The organism is Pseudomonas sp. CFBP 5748, assembly GCF_053850495.1.
In genome coordinates this window covers 303,397-320,642 of sequence record NZ_JBSPTN010000002.1, presented here as the reverse complement: position 1 = coordinate 320,642, position 17,246 = coordinate 303,397, and the positions used below count along the sequence as shown (strand labels likewise).

15 protein-coding genes are annotated in these 17,246 nt (G+C 61.0%); 6 read left to right on the top strand and 9 right to left on the bottom strand.

All coding sequences use genetic code 11. The annotated features are described in order from the left end of the window. Window positions 1-311: 311 nt before the first annotated feature. Window positions 312-1,592, top strand: coding sequence for a serine/threonine transporter (locus ACWNZ1_RS06035; RefSeq protein ID WP_135845046.1), 1,281 nt, complete (start codon window positions 312-314; stop codon window positions 1,590-1,592). 123 nt (window positions 1,593-1,715) lie between these two features. Here ACWNZ1_RS06035 and acnB read toward each other — a convergent pair whose 3' ends face one another. Beyond that, window positions 1,716-4,316 (bottom strand): bifunctional aconitate hydratase 2/2-methylisocitrate dehydratase, encoded by a 2,601-nt coding sequence (acnB, locus tag ACWNZ1_RS06030; protein ID WP_256454393.1) that lies wholly within the window; start codon window positions 4,314-4,316, stop codon window positions 1,716-1,718. Between the two features lie 408 nt (window positions 4,317-4,724). On the opposite strand from acnB, the gene ACWNZ1_RS06025 reads away from it, so the two are divergent. Beyond that, complete coding sequence (locus ACWNZ1_RS06025) at window positions 4,725-5,195, top strand: DUF1289 domain-containing protein (protein ID WP_456027477.1); 471 nt, start codon at window positions 4,725-4,727, stop codon at window positions 5,193-5,195. 79 nt (window positions 5,196-5,274) lie between these two features. Here ACWNZ1_RS06025 and ACWNZ1_RS06020 read toward each other — a convergent pair whose 3' ends face one another. After that, entirely contained in the window at window positions 5,275-6,138 is an 864-nt protein-coding gene (locus tag ACWNZ1_RS06020) for a universal stress protein (RefSeq protein ID WP_256452701.1), read from the bottom strand. Window positions 6,139-6,298: 160 nt separating this feature from the next. Here ACWNZ1_RS06020 and miaE point away from each other — a divergent pair, with 160 nt between their 5' ends. Beyond that, window positions 6,299-6,904 carry a tRNA-(ms[2]io[6]A)-hydroxylase gene (gene miaE / locus ACWNZ1_RS06015; protein ID WP_135845049.1) on the top strand — a complete coding sequence of 202 codons (606 nt, stop codon included), beginning with the start codon at window positions 6,299-6,301 and terminating at the stop codon, window positions 6,902-6,904. 127 nt (window positions 6,905-7,031) lie between these two features. Here the strand turns inward: miaE and ACWNZ1_RS06010 are convergent, their stop codons facing one another. After that, on the bottom strand, window positions 7,032-7,649 hold the full coding sequence (locus ACWNZ1_RS06010) for a DNA-3-methyladenine glycosylase family protein (protein WP_280944883.1): 618 nt from the start codon (window positions 7,647-7,649) through the stop codon (window positions 7,032-7,034). Between the two features lie 22 nt (window positions 7,650-7,671). Further along, the gene (locus ACWNZ1_RS06005) at window positions 7,672-8,754 is read right to left on the bottom strand and encodes a bifunctional transcriptional activator/DNA repair enzyme AdaA (protein ID WP_256452703.1); all 1,083 of its coding nucleotides are present in this window, start codon (window positions 8,752-8,754) and stop codon (window positions 7,672-7,674) included. A gap of 145 nt (window positions 8,755-8,899) precedes the next feature. On the opposite strand from ACWNZ1_RS06005, the gene ACWNZ1_RS06000 reads away from it, so the two are divergent. Then, window positions 8,900-9,364, top strand: coding sequence for a hypothetical protein (locus ACWNZ1_RS06000; RefSeq protein WP_178084249.1), 465 nt, complete (start codon window positions 8,900-8,902; stop codon window positions 9,362-9,364). A gap of 77 nt (window positions 9,365-9,441) precedes the next feature. Here ACWNZ1_RS06000 and ACWNZ1_RS05995 read toward each other — a convergent pair whose 3' ends face one another. After that, on the bottom strand, window positions 9,442-10,896 hold the full coding sequence (locus tag ACWNZ1_RS05995; RefSeq protein WP_135845053.1) for a TrkH family potassium uptake protein: 1,455 nt from the start codon (window positions 10,894-10,896) through the stop codon (window positions 9,442-9,444). A 197-nt stretch (window positions 10,897-11,093) separates the two neighbouring features. Here ACWNZ1_RS05995 and ACWNZ1_RS05990 point away from each other — a divergent pair, with 197 nt between their 5' ends. Beyond that, entirely contained in the window at window positions 11,094-11,681 is a 588-nt protein-coding gene (locus tag ACWNZ1_RS05990; protein ID WP_135845054.1) for a LysE family translocator, read from the top strand. A 31-nt stretch (window positions 11,682-11,712) separates the two neighbouring features. Here the strand turns inward: ACWNZ1_RS05990 and ACWNZ1_RS05985 are convergent, their stop codons facing one another. After that, complete coding sequence (locus ACWNZ1_RS05985) at window positions 11,713-12,537, bottom strand: helix-turn-helix transcriptional regulator (protein WP_135845055.1); 825 nt, start codon at window positions 12,535-12,537, stop codon at window positions 11,713-11,715. A gap of 137 nt (window positions 12,538-12,674) precedes the next feature. On the opposite strand from ACWNZ1_RS05985, the gene ACWNZ1_RS05980 reads away from it, so the two are divergent. Then, complete coding sequence (locus tag ACWNZ1_RS05980; RefSeq protein WP_135845056.1) at window positions 12,675-13,637, top strand: sensor domain-containing diguanylate cyclase; 963 nt, start codon at window positions 12,675-12,677, stop codon at window positions 13,635-13,637. A 163-nt stretch (window positions 13,638-13,800) separates the two neighbouring features. On the opposite strand, the gene fabI is transcribed toward ACWNZ1_RS05980, so the two are convergent. Genes fabI through ACWNZ1_RS05965 form a run of 3 tightly spaced genes read right to left on the bottom strand, consistent with a single transcriptional unit; the run spans window position 13,801 to window position 17,246 of the window. Continuing rightward, the gene (gene fabI, locus ACWNZ1_RS05975; RefSeq protein ID WP_456027476.1) at window positions 13,801-14,595 is read right to left on the bottom strand and encodes an enoyl-ACP reductase FabI; all 795 of its coding nucleotides are present in this window, start codon (window positions 14,593-14,595) and stop codon (window positions 13,801-13,803) included. A 19-nt stretch (window positions 14,596-14,614) separates the two neighbouring features. Then, complete coding sequence (locus ACWNZ1_RS05970; RefSeq protein ID WP_256452704.1) at window positions 14,615-16,225, bottom strand: ABC transporter ATP-binding protein; 1,611 nt, start codon at window positions 16,223-16,225, stop codon at window positions 14,615-14,617. A gap of 1 nt (window position 16,226) precedes the next feature. Further along, complete coding sequence (locus ACWNZ1_RS05965) at window positions 16,227-17,246, bottom strand: ABC transporter permease (RefSeq protein WP_135845059.1); 1,020 nt, start codon at window positions 17,244-17,246, stop codon at window positions 16,227-16,229.

The following is a 17,246-nucleotide window of genomic DNA, read 5'->3' as shown; positions in this document are numbered from 1 at the left end:
CCGGCTTTTTATGTGCATTTCGTGTCTAGCGTCGTCCTTGTGGGAGCGGGCTTGCTCGCGAAGGTGGTGTATCAGTAACGCATCGGCTGAATGACACACCGCTTTCGCGAGCAAGCCCGCTCCCACAGGGAATGTGGCGACGGTTTCTATTGGCGTGATCTGATCCGCACAACCGCTCCTCAGCTAAGTCTTTGCTTCTGCTCGCTAATCCCGGACAATCGCGCCCCTGTTTCGGCCAGGGCGCTGCCTGTCGGGTTTTTCCGACTCGTCCCGGCCGGGTGCATGTGACCGGAAAACGGAGATCCGACCGGATGAATGATCAGGCCAATAGCGTCGAAGAGCGCTTTGAAACGACTGTCCCAGCCACCCTCAGCCAATGGAGTCGCCATGACACCACCTGGATGCTGGGTCTGTTTGGCACCGCCATCGGTGCAGGCACGCTGTTTTTACCGATCAATGCGGGCCTGGGCGGTTTTTGGCCGCTGCTGATCCTGGCGTTGCTGGCGTTCCCCATGACGTTCTATGCCCACCGGGGCCTGACCCGCTTCGTCTTGTCCGGTCGTGACGGCGCGGACATCACCGAGGTGGTGGAAGAGCATTTCGGCCTCAAGGCCGGTGCGCTGATCACCTTGCTGTACTTCTTTGCGATTTTCCCGATCCTGCTGATCTACAGCGTGGCGCTGACCAACACGGTGGGCAGCTTCCTGGAGCATCAACTGCATATCCAGCCGCCGCCTCGGGTCGTGTTGTCCCTGGTGCTGATCCTGGGCCTGCTGGCGGTGGTGCGTTGTGGCGAGCAGGCGATCGTCAAGGCCATGAGTCTGATGGTCTATCCGTTTATCGTCGCGTTGCTGTTCCTGGCGGTGTTTCTGATCCCGCACTGGAACGGCGGCATCCTGACCACCGCGTCTACGCCGCCTGCACCTGCGGCGCTGCTGCATACCCTGTGGCTGGCGATTCCGGTGATGGTGTTCTCGTTCAACCACTCGCCGATCATCTCGGCGTTTGCGGTGGATCAGAAGCGTCGTTATGGCGCCAATGCCGAGGAGCGCAGTTCGCAGATCCTGTCGCGCGCCCATGTACTGATGGTGGTGATGGTGCTGTTCTTTGTGTTCAGTTGCGTGTTGACCTTGTCGCCGGCACAACTGGCCGAAGCCAAGGCGCAGAATCTGTCGATCCTGTCGTACCTGGCCAACCATTTCAGCAACCCGACCATCGCTTTTGCCGCACCGTTGATTGCGTTCGTGGCGATCTCCAAGTCCTTCCTGGGGCATTACATCGGCGCCAGTGAGGGCCTCAAGGGCCTGGTCGTCAAGAGCGGTCGCCGTCCGGCGCCCAAGACCCTGGACCGCCTGACTGCGGCGTTCATGCTGGTGGTGTGCTGGATCGTCGCTACGCTCAACCCAAGCATTCTGGGCATGATCGAAACCCTGGGCGGTCCGGTCATCGCGGCAATCCTGTTCCTGATGCCGATGTACGCCATCCGCAAAGTCCCGGCCATGGCCCGTTATCGCGGGCAGGCCTCCAATGTGTTCGTGACATTGGTGGGCCTGGTGGCGATCACAGCGTTGATCTACTCCCTTATGGCGTGACCGTCACCTTGTGGGAGCGAGCTTGCTCGTGATAGCGGTTGCTTGGTTTGCATCGAAACAGCAGGCATAAAAAAACGCCGCCCCTCGCAAGAAGGGCGGCGTTTTTAGTCGGGCGTTGTAGCGTTAGGCTTGAACGACCGGGATGTTGGCGTTTGCAGCGGCTTCACGGAACTCGGCGATCTGGTCGAAGCTCAGGTAGCGGTACACGTCCGCTGCCATGCTGTCGATCTTACCGGCGTATTCCATGTACTCCTCGACGGTCGGCAGGCGACCCAGGATCGAGGCCACGGACGCCAGTTCGGCCGAAGCCAGGTAGACGTTCGCGCCGTCGCCCAGACGGTTCGGGAAGTTACGGGTCGACGTCGAGACCACGGTGGAGTTCGGCTCAACGCGTGCCTGGTTACCCATGCACAGCGAGCAGCCTGGCATTTCCATCCGTGCACCGGCCTTGCCGTAGATGCCGTAGTAGCCTTCTTCGGTCAGTTGGTGAGCGTCCATCTTGGTCGGCGGCGACAGCCACAGACGGGTTGGCAGCTGACCCTTGACCTGATCCAGCAACTTGCCGGCAGCGCGGAAGTGACCGATGTTGGTCATGCACGAACCGATGAACACTTCGTCGATCTTCTCGCCAGCCACGCTGGAGAGCAGACGGGCGTCGTCCGGGTCGTTCGGCGCGCAGAGCACTGGCTCCTTGATGTCGGCCAGGTCGATTTCGATGACTTCAGCGTATTCGGCGTCAGCATCGGCTTCCATCAACTCAGGGTTGGCGATCCAGGCTTCCATCGCTTGGGCACGACGTTCCAGGGTACGCACATCGCCGTAGCCTTCACCGATCATCCAGCGCAGCAGGGTGATGTTCGATTGCAGGTATTCGGTAATCGATTCTTTCGACAGCTTGATGGTGCAACCGGCGGCCGAACGTTCGGCAGAGGCGTCGGACAGCTCGAAAGCCTGTTCGATGCTCAGGTTGTCCAGGCCTTCGATTTCCAGAATGCGGCCGGAGAAGGCGTTCTTCTTGCCTTTCTTCTCGACAGTCAGCAGACCAGCCTGAATCGCGAAGTAAGGAATGGCGTGAACCAGGTCACGCAGGGTGACACCCGGTTGCATCTTGCCTTTGAAGCGCACCAGGATCGATTCCGGCATGTCCAGCGGCATGACGCCAGTGGCTGCGGCGAACGCGACCAGACCGGAACCGGCCGGGAACGAAATGCCCATTGGGAAACGGGTATGGGAGTCACCACCGGTGCCGACGGTGTCCGGCAGCAGCATGCGGTTCAGCCAGCTGTGGATGATGCCGTCGCCCGGACGCAGGGACACGCCGCCGCGGGTCATGATGAAATCAGGCAGGGTGTGGTGAGTGGTCACGTCGATCGGCTTTGGATAAGCCGCGGTGTGGCAGAACGACTGCATGACCAGATCGGCCGAGAAGCCCAGGCACGCCAGGTCTTTCAGTTCATCACGGGTCATCGGGCCAGTGGTGTCCTGGGAGCCGACGGTGGTCATCTTCGGTTCGCAGTAGGTGCCAGGACGCACACCGGCGACGCCGCAGGCCTTGCCGACCATTTTCTGCGCCAGGGTGAAGCCCTTGGTGCTTTCGATCGGGGCATCCGGTTTCTTGAACAGGTCGAACGCTGGCAGGCCCAGTTCGGCGCGAGCCTTCTCGGTCAGGCCACGGCCGATGATCAGCGGGATACGGCCGCCGGCACGGACTTCGTCCAACAGGACCGGGGTCTTCATTTCGAAGGTGGTCAGGACTTCATCGGTACCGTGCTTGCAGACTTTGCCAGCATGCGGGTACAGGTCGATCACGTCGCCCATGTGCATGTTGGACACATCGAATTCGATCGGCAGGGCGCCGGCGTCTTCCATGGTGTTGTAGAAAATCGGGGCGATCTTGCTGCCGAAGCAGAAACCACCAGCGCGCTTGTTCGGAACGAAAGGCACGTCGTCGCCGAAGAACCACAGTACCGAGTTGGTCGCCGATTTACGCGACGAACCGGTACCGACCACGTCACCGACGTAGGCGATCGGGAAGCCTTGGCCACGCATCTCTTCGATCTGCTTCATCGGGCCGGTCTTGCCTTGTTCATCAGGCACGATGCCGTCGCGGGCCATTTTCAGCATGGCCAGGGCGTGCAGCGGGATGTCCGGGCGGGACCAGGCATCAGGGGCAGGGGACAGGTCGTCGGTGTTGGTTTCGCCGGTGACCTTGAACACCCGCAGGCTGATCTTGTCGGCCAGCACAGGGCGGTTCTTGAACCACTCGCCGTCGGCCCAGGATTGCAGCACGGCTTTGGCGTGAACGTTGCCGTTCTTGGCTTTTTCAGCCACGTCGTGGAAGGCATCGAACATCAGCAGGGTGTGCTTGAGTTCCTTGGCCGAGACCGGCGCCAGCTCGGCGTCGTCCAGCAGCTCGACCAGGGTCACGATGTTGTAGCCACCCTGCATGGTGCCGAGCAGTTCAACGGCACGTTTCTTGTCCAGCAGAGGGGATTGGGCTTGACCCTTGGCCAGGGCGGACAGGAAACCGGCCTTGACGTAGGCGGCTTCGTCGACTCCAGGCGGAACGCGATTGGTGATCAGGTCAACGAGGAAAGCTTCTTCGCCAGCCGGAGGATTTTTCAGCAGCTCGATCAGACCTGCGGTTTGTTCGGCGTTAAGCGGCTGGGGAACGATACCCAGTGCTGCACGCTCTTCGATATGTTTGCGGTAGGCTTCAAGCACAGTTATTACCCTCATCAGTGGTCCCAAATGGGTGTCCGGGACGCTCATCCAGAAACCCACGGTACTCATGCGCGTCGCAGGCTTTTTGAGCCACTACGCCAGAGTTTCCGGGGTTCCTCACAGAAGCTGCTTTCAAAGTTTTACGCCTGCAGAACGGGGAGCTGATGAGGGTTGGCGTTGGGCTTTCCCCGCTGGAAAGACCCTCCGCCAACACCGCTCTGAAGGAACGACTGTGCTCGTGACGCTTTGAAAACAGCTTCTAACGGACATTGGCGCCTTAAAAGGCTGGCTGATTCTACGGCAAAAAAAAATTAAAGGTAAGTTGGGCTACGAAGTTTGAAGGGGTGATCAATCTTAGACAAAGGGCTAACATGCCGGCCTGTCCTGCTTTAGCGTGTGCTTTTCCTTATGCCCAACCACCTCATCAAGACCCCCTGCGTCGGCCTCTGCTCCACTGTCTACGGTGATTTGGTGTGCCGTGGCTGCAAGCGGTTCCACCATGAAGTGATTCACTGGAACGGCTACAACGAGGAGCAGAAGCGCGCGGTGTGGATGCGGTTGGAGCAGCTGTTGGAGCAGGTGATGGTGGCCAAGCTGGAGGTTTTCGACCCCGGTTTGCTCCGCCAGCAACTGGAAGCCCGCAAGATCCGCTTCCTCCCGAACCAATCGGAGTACTGCTGGGCCTATCAGTTGATTGCCCGGGGGGCGCGGGTCATCAACAACCTCGAAGCCTACGGCATGGTGTTGATGCCGGAATTTCGCGACTGGGAACTGCCAGACCTGCGGGACGCCATTGATCGGGAATTTTTCCTCCTGTCCGAAGCCCATTACCAGCGCTACATCGCGCCGGGGTTCCTGAAGGATGCGATTGGCGGCTGAAAAGATCGCAGCCTTCGGCAGCTCCTACAAGGATCGCGCCATACCGTAGGAGCTGGCGAAGCCTGCGATCGCTTGATCTTCAGCCCTTGACCGCCAACTCCACCAGATGATCCTCAACCTCTTGGGGCTTGAGCACCAGCACGTCGCTTTCCAGCGTATCGAGCACCGCTTCAGCGGTATTGCCGATCAAGACCCCTGACAACCCGGAACGCGCCACGGTGCCGATCACCGTCACTGCGGCCTGCAGCTTGCGCGCCATGAACGGGATCAATACGTCCGCCGGGCCCTCTTCGATGTGCAGGTGCTGGTCGTCGATGTCGAACTCCGCCTGGAACGCCTGGCATTGCTCGCGATAACGCGCCTCGATGGTTTCCTTGAGCTGGAACGTCGGATCGGCGGACGACAGCATCGGCGTGGGGTGGGCGCTGATCACGTGCAGGTGGGCCTTGGCCAGGATGGCAATGTCGTAGCCGTGATCGATGATCGTGTTGTGCAGGTGACGGTGCTCGTCGTCAGTATTGCCGACGTCGATGGCGGCCAGAATCACCTTGTCTTTCCAGGAACCGGCGGTTTTCACCAGCAGCACCGGGGTTGGGCAATGGCGCAGCAGTTTCCAGTCCGCCGGGGTGAGCAGGGCTTTTTTCAGCGGGCTGTCGGGGAAGTGCTGCTTGATCACCAGGCCGCAACCTTCGGCCTGCTGCACATCGATGATGGTTTCATACAGGCTTTCATTCCAGGCCTGTTCGGTCGTCACGCTGTAGCCGTCCGCCAGCAGCGCGGCCTTCAGGACGCTGAGCATGCCGGCGTGGTCGTGCTTTCTGTCGCATACCAGCAGGTGCAGGTGGGCCTGGGTCACGCCGGCGATCAGTTTGGCGCGCTTGAGCGCCAGGCTTTCCGAATGTTCGGGGTCGATGACCACCAGGATGCTGCGAATGGCTTGCATGATCGGTGTCTCCAGCAATGAAAAGGCACGGCATTGCTCAACTATAGTTGCTATGGCTGAGTCGTCGACTTGATGCATATCAACGACGGTGGCTGGTGGTCTGGGGGCAGGCCGGTATAATCGGCGCCCTTCGCTCGACTACCTTTTTCCCGTGAGCCCCATGATCCTTCCCGAAATCCACGAATTCCTTGGCTGTCGCACCCCTGATGCCTGGGTCCAGGCCGCGCTGGCCGATCAGGAAACGTTGCTGATCGACCACAAGAACTGCGAGTTCAAGGCCGCGAGCACCGCCCTGAGCCTGATTGCCAAGTACCACTCCCACGTCGACCTGATCAACTTGATGTCGCGCCTGGCCCGGGAAGAACTGGTGCATCACGAGCAGGTCATGCGGCTGATGAAAAAGCGCAAGATCGGCCTGCGCCAGCTCTCTGCCGGGCGTTATGCCTCGGGGCTGCGCAAGGTGGTCCGCAGCCACGAGCCGGTGAAACTGGTGGATACCCTGGTGGTCGGTGCCTTTATCGAAGCCCGCAGCTGCGAGCGTTTCGAGGCGCTGGTGCCGCACCTGGACGAAGAATTGGGCAAGTTCTATTTTGGCCTGCTGAAAAGCGAGGCCCGGCATTTCCAGGGTTACTTGAAGCTGGCCTACCAGTATGGCGATGCCAAGGACATTGCCCAGGTGATCGATAAGGTCCGCGACGCTGAACGCGAGCTGATCGAGTCGCCGGATGTGGAGTTTCGGTTCCACAGTGGTGTGCCTGCGGCATAGAGCTGTTTGTCCTGACGCCATCGCGAGCAAGCTCGCTCCCACAGGGGATTTTCTGTGTACACATTATTTGTGAACACTGAAGATCAAATGTGGGAGCGGGCTTGCTCGCGATGAATGATGACACGGTCTAGCGACTGGGCACCCGCCACAAATACCATGCCGCCACTGTCCGATAAGGGCTCAACGCCTGTCCGATCCCAACCATCTGCTTGCGCGTCGGTTGGACGTCCAAGCCCTTGAGCCGCCGATACCCCTCGCGCACTCCAAAGTCATCTCCCGGCAGGATGTCCGGTCGCTCCAGGCTGTAGATCAGCAGCATCTCCACGGTCCAGCGCCCGACGCCGCGCAAGCTGATCAAACGCTCGATCAACACTTCATCCTCCATGGCCAGTGCCGTGGCGTAATCCGGCACCACCCCATCCAGCGCCGCCTGGGCGATGCCGTGGATGGTTGCGATTTTGCTGGCGGAGAACCCACAACTGCGCATTTGCGCAAAGTCCGTCGCCAGGAGCTGTTCAGGCCTGGGGAAGGTCGATGCCGGGAACAGCGCCAACAGTCGACCGAGGATCGCATCGCCTGCCTTGGCGTGCAGTTGCTGATAGGCAATCGCCCGCACCAGGGCTTCATAGGGATCACGGGCCGGTTTGGGTTGCAACAGACAAGGACCGATCGCCTCGACATGGCGTCGCCAGTCCTCATCCAGGCTGGCCAGAAAGGTGCTCGCCGCTTGATAGGGCACAGGCATCAGCGGTTCATTCTCCAGGGGATCAAAATGCCAGCGGCAGCGAAACCTGCACCGCGGCTTTTTCCAGACGTAGCAGAAACGCCTTGCGCGGCTGTCCGCCACCGTAGCCGGTCAGCGATCCGTCCGCACCGATCACTCGATGGCAAGGGATGACGATGGCCAGGCGATTCTGCCCGTTGGCCAGGCCCACGGCACGGCTGGCGCCGGGGCTGCCGAGTGTGGAGGCGATGCCACCGTAGCTGCGGGTCTCGCCGTAGGGGATTTTTTGCAACTCGGCCCAGACCCGGACGGCGAAGGCGCTGCCGGGCATGTGCAAGGGGACATTGAACGCAGTGAGCTTGCCGGTGAAGTAGTCGGCCAGTTCGGTTTCGATCTGCTGCAAATGATGGTTGTGTCCCGGCGCGACGGTGTAGCCATAGCGCTGCTGCAACTCTTCGATTTCCCGGGTCAGGGCCGGGCGATCAAGGAACTCCAGCAGTACCAGGCCGCGCCGTTCGGCCATGGCCAGCATGGGGCCCAATGGCGTGGTCAGGCGGGTGAACAGCAGGGGTTCGCTGAGGGCGGCGCGACCTGGCGTGATGTGAAAGGATTTTACGAATGCATCACGAAACCCACTCAGGGACTCATAGCCGCAATCGAGCGCTGCATTGTCGATGGATGCACCTTCCTTGATACCTCCCAGGGCGATACCCAAGCGTCGGGTCCGCAGATACGCATGGAAGGTCATGCCGAAATGTTGCTTGAACCAGCGTCGCAGTTTCAGCGGTTCGATACCTTGTTCCAGCAGCAGGGCGTCGGTCCAGCGCAGGTCGGGTTCAGCGTCCACGGCTTTGAGCAGGGCCTGGATCCAGTCCGGCGCGATGGCCGCGGCATCCAGCGGCTTGCAGCGCAGGCAGGCCCGGTAGCCGGCTGACATGGCTTCGTCGGCATGGGCGAAGAACTCGACGTTCTCCGGTTTCGGTTTGCGCGCCGTGCAACTGGGGCGACAGAAAATGCCGGTGGTCTTGACCGCAGTGAAGAACACCCCCTCGTAGGCAGTGTCTCGTTCGAGCATGGCGCGGACCATCTCGGCGTGGGGCGGGAGCAGCGAGTCTTGTCGGTTCATGGGGCTGAGCATAGAACCGTGCCGGGAACGACTCCACCGAAAAATCGACAGTGAATTTCCCTTCACTTGGTCGGATGGTCACGAACAAAAGTTGAACCCTTGAGTCTTAAAGGTTCAACCGTTGTTTTTGTCTTTCGGAGACATCATGTCCAAACATAAGAAATCCCTGATCGCCGCCGCTGTCTGTGCCTTGATGCTGGGTGCCTCAGCCTTGCTGCCCGCCGACCTGTCGCCTATCGGTGCGAGCTACGCCGCCGGCGGTGGCAATGGGGGTGGTGGCGGAAACGGCGGCGGAAACGGCGGTGGCCGAGGGGGCGGCATCGGCGGTGGGCAGGGCAGCGGCAAGTCCAGCGATTCCAGCGGCCTTGGTAAAGGATTGACCAGCGACCACAGCGGCACCCGCACGCGCGATCATGGTCTCAGCGGCAAGCATACCGGCGCCACCCGCACCGATCGAGCCAGCAAGGCTTCGCTCACGTCGAGCATCGCCAAGGATCGCGATACTCGTGGCTTGACCAAGGCTTCCGCGATTTCCACGGCCACACCGGGCACCCACAACACCAAGGGGTTGACCAAGGCGACCAGTTCTTCGATCAAGAACGACCGCTGATTGCTTGAAAAAAGCCGCGATGCCTGTTCATGGCATCGCGGCTTTTTTGTTTGTCTGCTTCGCATTACCCGAAGTGTTCAATACTTCCAGAACACCGGCGTGAACAACACCAGCACGGTCAGAATCTCCAGCCGGCCCAGCAGCATGCCAATGGTCAGCAGCCATTTGGCCGCATCGGGCAACGTCGAGAAGTTACCGGCCGGTCCGATGATCGTGCCCAGTCCGGGCCCGACGTTGCACACGGCGGTGGCCGCGCCGGTCAAGGCTGTCGTCCAGTCCAGGCCAATCAGCGCCAGCCCCAGGGCGATGGCGCCGATGGTGATGGTGAAGAAAAATGAAAACGTCAGCAGCGAGCGGACGATCTCTTCGTCGATGGGGTGGTTGTTGTATTTTTTCTGGATCACCGCCCGGGGATGGATCAGTTGTTTCAGGCTGCCCATCAGCAATGCGCCGGCTACCTGGAAGCGGAAAATTTTCAATCCGCCGGAGGTCGAGCCCGAGCAGCCACCGATAAATGTCAAATAGAAGAACAGCAACAGGGCAAAGCTGCCCCATAGCGTGTAATCCCCCAGCGCCACGCCTGTGGTGGTCACCACCGATGTCACGTTGACGGCCACGATGCGCACCGCGTCCCACCAGGTGTGATCGCTGTGCAGGCTCAGCCAGGTTCCCACCGCGAGCCAGGTAACGACCAGGAAACCGACGAAGCCCCTGACTTGTTGGTCCTTGAGCAGCGCGCGCGTGTTGCCGCGCAAGGTGGCGACATACAAGGTGAACGGCAGTGCACCGGCCATCATGATGACCACTGACACCCAGTGGATGGCCGGTTGGGGCCAGTGCCCCAGGGAGGCATCGGAAGTGGAAAAGCCACCAGTGGAAATCAAGGACATCGCATGGTTGATCGCGTCGAAGGGCGTCATGCCGGCCAACCACAAGGCCAGGGTGGCGAGGGCGGTCAATCCGACATAGATCCACAGGATGTAGTTCGCCGCGACATGGGAGCGCGGTGTGACTTTCTCCGACCAGTCCGACGACTCGGTCTGGAACAGCCGCATGCCGCCGACCCGCAGCAACGGCAGGATCGCCACCGCCATGCCGATGAAGCCGATCCCGCCGAGCCAGTGCAACATCGAGCGCCAGATCAACAAGCCCGGGGACGCGGTGTCCAGCCCGGTCAGGATCGTCGAACCGGTGGTAGTGATGCCGGACATGGTCTCGAAAAAGGCATCGGTATAGCTGATGTCCTGGATGAACACCATGGGCAGGGCGGCGAAGGTACAGACGATGACCCAACTGGCAGTGGTCAGCAGGTACATGTCCCGGGGGCGCATCTGGATGTGCGCTGGCCGACCGCGAGCCACCAGCGCGACGCCGCAGACAAAGGTGATCAGGCTCGACCACAAAAATGCCGACAGGTCATCGTTGCGATCGTACATCACCAGCGTCAGAAGCGGGATGGCCATGCTGGCGGCGAGGGTGATCAGGAAAATGCCGAGGATGAAACCGATAAACCGCACTACCGCAATGGACATAGAGCACGCCTGAGTGAATGAGCCGCACAGTATTGTTTTCGTTGGACGGACTCAGCGTAAAGTTTTCGTAAAAAATACGCGCAGCGACGCTGTTCCCGCGAGGGGTTGCTGCGCTCATTGGGCAGTTTTGTTCAATACCTGCGGCAGATGAAAACCTACCCTGATCGCCACCTCACAGTTCATGAAGAAGGTATGCGATGAGTCTGATTCTTTCCATGGCGGCGTTTGCGTTAGTCGCCTCTATTACGCCGGGCCCGGTCAATATCATAGCCCTCAGCTCCGGGGCCCGGTACGGCTTTCGTGCCACCTTGCGCCATGTCGGTGGCGCGACCCTGGGCTTTGTCTTGTTGCTGGTGCTGATGGGGCTTGGGTTGCATGAAGTGCTGCAGCGCTGGCCTGGGCTCACACGGGTCGTGCAACTGGGCGGTGTGGGGTTTCTGTTGTTCATGGCCTGGAAGCTGGCGATGGACAACGGGCACCTGGGCGACGCAGATGAGGGGCGGGCGCCCTCGATGTTCTACGGAGCGCTGATGCAATGGCTCAACCCCAAGGCCTGGCTGGCCTGTGTGGCGGGCATGGGCGCATTCGTGGCTGACGGCGAGGCGCGGCTGGTGTGGCAGTTTGCGGCAATCTACCTGGTGATCTGCTACGTCTCGGTGGGCTGCTGGGCCTATGCCGGCAGTTTCCTGCGCTCCTGGTTGGGCAACCCGGCGACCATGCGCCTGTTCAACCGGGTGATGGCCGTGTTGCTGGTGGCCAGTGCGGTGTATTTGTTGTTGCCTTGAGTCGAGTCCCTTCGCCACAAAAGGGCGGGTATCAACCGCGATACTGACCCGGCGTAGCCGCCAGGTGTTGCTTGAAGGCCCGCTGGAAATGCGCCTGGTCGGCAAATCCGCTGTCCAGCGCCACATCGGCAATCAGCTTGCCTTCGCGCAATTGTCGGCGGGCGAACTGGATCCGACGGTTGACCAGGAAGGCATGGGGCGTCATCCCGTAATGGTGCTTGAAGGCCCGGCTCAGGTATGACGGCGAGAGTTGCGCGGCGGCGCAGATGTCTTCGAGCTTCAGCGCGTCGGTGCAATGGTCATGGATGAACTGCGCCGCTCGCATCAGCCCCGGATGGCTGCCCCGGTCCGGGCGGCCGGCGGGGTTGAGCCGCTGCTGCAGGTCGGTGAAGAACGCCTCGGCGGCGGCGTGCTTGTGATGGGTATCGATCTGCTCGTCCACCAGTTGCTCATACAGCCCTTGCAGTGCGGTGAACAGCTCGATGTCGCGGCTATGGGTGGTCGCGAAGCCCTGGAAATCCAGGCTCTCGTCGAAGCCGATACGGCGCTGCAAATCTCTTAGCCACTGGGTGTCGACGTACAGCATCAAGTAAGACCATGGCTCATCATTGACCGGGTTGCACGCATGGACATCGCCGGGGTTCATCAGCACCACCGTGCCGCTCTGCACCTGGAAATTCGAGCGCTCGTGAATGTAGGTGCTGCGCCCGGCGGTGATCGCCCCGATGGAAAAATGGTCGTGGGAGTGACGTGAATAGCAGACCTTGCGCCCATCGGCGATGGCCCGGGCTTCGATGAAGGGCAAGGCCGCATCGCGCCAGAAGCGTGGGGCGGCGTCATGGGTGGCGAGCTTCATCGGTCAGCGTCCTCGTCTTGAATCTGTGAAGCAGTGTATTAGCCCTCGCCAGCAAATGCCCGTTTGATTTAGCCGTTGGGTTTGAAGGGGAGTGGGCCTGGGCTAGACTTCAGGAAGTGCCGCCAATGGAGCTCCCGATGATCGAGCCAGGTAAACCGGACAACGAAGCCGTTCGCCTCAAGAATCTGCGGTCGCTCAAATTGCTCGACACCGCGCCCGAGGAGCGTTTTGATCGCCTGACCCGTCTTGCCCGGCGGCTGTTTGATGTGCCCATTGCGTTGGTGTCTCTGGTGGATGCCAACCGACAGTGGTTCAAATCCAATGCCGGCATGGACGCCAGCGAAACCTCGCGGGAGATTTCTTTCTGTGGGCATGCGATTTTGCAGGATCAGATCCTGGAAATCTGCGACGCGGAACAGGACGAGCGGTTTCACGATAACCCGCTTGTCACGGATAAGCCTGGTATTCGTTTTTATGCCGGGCATCCGCTGGGGTTGGAGGATGGCAGCATGCTGGGCACGTTGTGCCTGCTCGACACCCGGCCACGCAAGCTCAATGACGAGGAGCGCGATCTGCTGCGTGACCTGGCGCGCATGGCCGAGCAGGAAATGATTGCCGTGCAGATGGCGAGCATGGACGAACTGACGCTGTTGTCCAACCGGCGCGGCTTCAAGATGCTGGCCCAGCACGCATTGAGCGTGTGCGAGCGCCTGTCGCGTCCGGCGACGCTGCTGTTTTTCGATCTCAATGACTTCAAGTCCATCAATGACCGCTTCGGGCACGCCGAGGGGGACACCGCGCTGAAGACCTTCGCCGACGTGCTGCGCATCGCCTTTCGCGAAAGCGATGTGATCGGTCGTTTGGGCGGTGATGAGTTCGTCGCGTTGCTCACCGGCTCGTCCCATGTCGAGACCTCGGCGATCATGGCGCGGCTCAGGGAAATCCTCGATGAGCGCAATGCGATGCTGCGGCGCGGCTATGACATCCACTTCAGTGTCGGCCAGATCGAATACGACCCGCAGCGTCATCAGTCGATCGACGGCCTGCTGGCCGAAGCGGATGCGGCCATGTATGCACAGAAACAGACGCTACGCCGCTAGTAAAGTGGGCCTGACCAACATCAATGCAGACTGACCTACCGCTATCGCGAGCAAGCCCGCTCCCACAGGGTGTTGCGGTGTAATCAGACCATCGGCCAAAAAAAGACGCCGCTTGCCCTTTCCAGGACAAACGGCGTTTTTTACGCGTGGGTGCGGGTGAAGATTACTCTTCGATATTGCCCATGGCCGTGGTGTTGAAACCGCCGTCCACGTACATGATTTCACCGCTGATGCCCGACGCCAGGTCCGAGCACAGGAACGCGCCGGCGTTGCCGACTTCGTCGATGGTGACGTTGCGGCGCAGCGGGGTTTGCGCTTCGTTGGCGGCCAGCATCTTGCGGAAGTTCTTGATGCCGGAGGCGGCGAGGGTGCGGATCGGGCCGGCCGATACAGCGTTGACGCGGGTGCCTTCCGGGCCCAGGGAACCGGCCAGGTAACGCACGCCGGCTTCCAGGGACGCCTTGGCCATGCCCATGACGTTGTAGTTCGGCATGGTGCGCTCGGCACCCAGGTACGACAGGGTCAGCAGGCTGCCATTGCGGCCTTTCATCATTTCGCGGCCGGCCTTGGCCAGGGCCACGAAGCTGTAGGCGCTGATGTCGTGGGCGATGCGGAAACCTTCGCGGGTGGTGGCTTCGGTGAAGTCGCCAACGAGCTGGTCGCCCGGGGCAAAGCCCACGGAGTGCACGATGCAATCCAGGCCGTCCCACTTCTTGCTCAGTTCTTCGAAGACCTTGGCGATTTCTTCATCGCTGGCCACGTCGCACGGGAAGCACAGCTCAGGGCTCGAGCCCCAGCCTTGTGCGAACTCTTCGACACGACCCTTGAGTTTGTCGTTCTGATAAGTGAAGGCAAGCTCAGCGCCCTCGCGATGCATGGCGGCGGCGATGCCGGATGCGATGGACAGCTTGCTGGCGACACCGACGATCAATACGCGCTTACCGGCGAGAAAACCCATGTGTTGCTCCTCTTTCAGGTTATTCGGCAGTGGTTGGGGCCAGGAAGGCGGCCTCCAGCAACTGCTGTGTGTAGGGGTGTTGCGGCGCGGCGAATACGCTGCGGGCATCACCTTGTTCGACCACTTGGCCGTGCTTGACCACCATCAATTGGTGGCTCAGCGCTTTGACGACAGCCAGGTCATGGCTGATAAACAGGTACGTCAGGTTGTACTTGGTTTGCAGCGACCGTAACAGCTCCACCACCTGGCGTTGCACGGTACGGTCCAGGGCTGACGTTGGTTCATCCAGCAGAATCAACGCCGGCTTGAGCACCAGGGCCCGGGCAATGGCGATACGCTGACGTTGCCCTCCGGAAAATTCATGGGGGTAGCGGTTCCGGGTCTCCGGATCCAGGCCTACCTCCTTCAATGCCGCGATTATCGCTTGTTCCTGCTCGGCTGCGGTGCCGATCTTGTGGATCCGCAGGCCTTCGCCGACGATCTGGCTCACACACATCCGTGGGCTCAGGCTGCCGAACGGGTCCTGAAACACCACTTGCATCTCCCGGCGCAGTGGCCGGACCTGTTGCTGCGTCAGGCTGTCGAGCTGTTTGCCTTCGAAGCGGATCCCGCCCTGGCTGCCGATCAACCGCAAGATCGCCAGCCCCAGGGTGGATTTGCCGGAACCGCTTTCGCCAACGATGCCCAGGGTCTGGCCCTGGGGCAGGTTGAAGCAGATACCGTCCACGGCCTTAATGTAATCCACCGTGCGTTTGAACAGGCCTTTCTTGATCGGGAACCAGACTTTCAGGTCCTCGACCTGCAACAGCGGCGGGCCGACCACGTTGGTCGCCGGGGTGCCGCTGGGTTCGGCGGCCAGCAGTTCCCGAGTGTACGGATGCTGTGGCGCGCGAAACAGCTCCTCGCACGGTGCCTGTTCGACGATGCAACCGCGCTGCATGACACATACGCGATGGGCAATTCTTCGCACCAGGTTCAAGTCGTGGCTGATCAGCAGCAGCGACATGCCCAGCCGCGCCTGCAGTTCCTTGAGCAATTCGAGGATTTTCAGCTGGACGGTGACGTCCAGGGCTGTGGTCGGTTCGTCGGCAATCAGCAGTTCTGGCTCGTTGGCCAGGGCCATGGCGATCATTACCCGCTGGCGCTGGCCGCCGGACAGCTCATGGGGCAAGGCCTTGAGGCGCTTGTGGGGTTCAGGGATGCCGACCAGCTCCAGCAACTCGAGGGTCCGGCGGGTCGCGACCTTGCCGGTGAGGCCTTTGTGAATGCCAAGCACTTCATTGATCTGTTTTTCAATCGAGTGCAGCGGGTTGAGGGAGGTCATCGGCTCCTGGAAGATCATCGCGATCCGGTTACCCCGGATATGGCGAATGGTCTTTTCTTTCAGGCTCAGCAAATCCTGCCCGGCGTATTGGATGGTGCCGGTCGGGTGGTGGGCCAGCGGGTAGGGCAGCAAGCGCAGGATCGAGTGGGCGGTCACCGACTTGCCCGAGCCGCTTTCGCCCACCAGGGCCAGGGTTTCGCCGCGCTTGATATCGAAGCTGACGCCTTCGACCACCCGCTGGCGGCGTTCGCCGACAATGAACTCTACCGCCAGGTCACGTACTTCGATCAGATTGTCCTGGTTCATTTCACTTCCTCGGATCGAAGGCATCGCGAGCGGACTCGCCGATGAACACCAACAGGCTCAGCATCAAGGCCAGCACCGCGAACGCGCTGATGCCCAGCCACGGCGCCTGCAGGTTGGATTTGCCCTGGGCCACCAGCTCGCCCAGGGACGGCGCGCCAGGCGGTAGGCCGAAACCGAGGAAGTCCAACGCAGTGAGGGTGCCGATGGCGCCGGTCAGGATGAACGGCATGAAGGTCATGGTCGAGACCATGGCATTGGGCAGGATGTGGCGGAACATGATCGCGCCGTTCTGCATGCCCAGCGCCCGCGCGGCGCGCACGTACTCCAGGTTGCGCCCACGCAGGAACTCGGCGCGGACCACGTCCACCAGGCTCATCCACGAGAACAACAGCATGATGCCCAGCAGCCACCAGAAGTTTGGCTGGACGAAACTGGCGAGGATGATCAGCAGATAAAGAACCGGCAGCCCGGACCAGATCTCCAGGAAACGCTGGCCGGCCAGGTCGACCCAGCCGCCATAGAAGCCCTGCAGGGCGCCGGCGATCACGCCGATGATCGAGCTGAGTAGCGTCAGGGTCAGGGCGAACAGCACCGAGATGCGGAAGCCGTAGATCACTCGCGCCAATACATCGCGGCCCTGATCGTCAGTGCCCAGCCAGTTCATGGCCGAGGGCGGTGCCGGCGCCGGGACTTTCAGGTCGTAATTGATGCTCTGGTAGCTGAACGGGATCGGTGCCCACAGCACCCAGGCGTCCTTGGCGGCCAGTAGCTCACGGATGTACGGGCTCTTGTAGTTGGCTTCCAGCGGGAATTCGCCGCCGAACGTGGTTTCCGGGTAGCGCTTGAGGGCCGGGAAGTACCAGCCATCGTCGTAATGCACCACCAGCGGCTTGTCGTTGGCGATCAGTTCGGCGCCCAGGCTCAGGACGAACAGCACCAGGAACAGCCATAGCGACCACCAGCCACGCTTGTTGGCCTTGAACAGTTCGAAGCGGCGGCGATTGAGAGGGGACAGGTTCAT

Excerpts from the sequence above, each read along its gene's own strand:
- ACWNZ1_RS05970 (WP_256452704.1), bottom strand. The coding sequence starts at position 16,225 with ATGAACCAGGACAATCTGATCGAAGTACGTGACCTGGCGGTAGAGTTC.
- ACWNZ1_RS06000 (WP_178084249.1), top strand. The coding sequence starts at position 8,900 with ATGTCCAAACATAAGAAATCCCTGATCGCCGCCGCTGTCTGTGCCTTG.
- ACWNZ1_RS05980 (WP_135845056.1), top strand. The coding sequence starts at position 12,675 with ATGATCGAGCCAGGTAAACCGGACAACGAAGCCGTTCGCCTCAAGAAT.
- ACWNZ1_RS06020 (WP_256452701.1), bottom strand. The coding sequence starts at position 6,138 with ATGCAAGCCATTCGCAGCATCCTGGTGGTCATCGACCCCGAACATTCG.
- ACWNZ1_RS06035 (WP_135845046.1), top strand. The coding sequence starts at position 312 with ATGAATGATCAGGCCAATAGCGTCGAAGAGCGCTTTGAAACGACTGTC.
- ACWNZ1_RS05995 (WP_135845053.1), bottom strand. The coding sequence starts at position 10,896 with ATGTCCATTGCGGTAGTGCGGTTTATCGGTTTCATCCTCGGCATTTTC.
- ACWNZ1_RS05990 (WP_135845054.1), top strand. The coding sequence starts at position 11,094 with ATGAGTCTGATTCTTTCCATGGCGGCGTTTGCGTTAGTCGCCTCTATT.
- ACWNZ1_RS06005 (WP_256452703.1), bottom strand. The coding sequence starts at position 8,754 with ATGAACCGACAAGACTCGCTGCTCCCGCCCCACGCCGAGATGGTCCGC.
- ACWNZ1_RS06025 (WP_456027477.1), top strand. The coding sequence starts at position 4,725 with ATGCCCAACCACCTCATCAAGACCCCCTGCGTCGGCCTCTGCTCCACT.
- miaE (WP_135845049.1), top strand. The coding sequence starts at position 6,299 with ATGATCCTTCCCGAAATCCACGAATTCCTTGGCTGTCGCACCCCTGAT.
- fabI (WP_456027476.1), bottom strand. The coding sequence starts at position 14,595 with ATGGGTTTTCTCGCCGGTAAGCGCGTATTGATCGTCGGTGTCGCCAGC.
- ACWNZ1_RS05985 (WP_135845055.1), bottom strand. The coding sequence starts at position 12,537 with ATGAAGCTCGCCACCCATGACGCCGCCCCACGCTTCTGGCGCGATGCG.
- ACWNZ1_RS06010 (WP_280944883.1), bottom strand. The coding sequence starts at position 7,649 with ATGCCTGTGCCCTATCAAGCGGCGAGCACCTTTCTGGCCAGCCTGGAT.
- ACWNZ1_RS05965 (WP_135845059.1), bottom strand. The coding sequence starts at position 17,246 with ATGAACCTGTCCCCTCTCAATCGCCGCCGCTTCGAACTGTTCAAGGCC.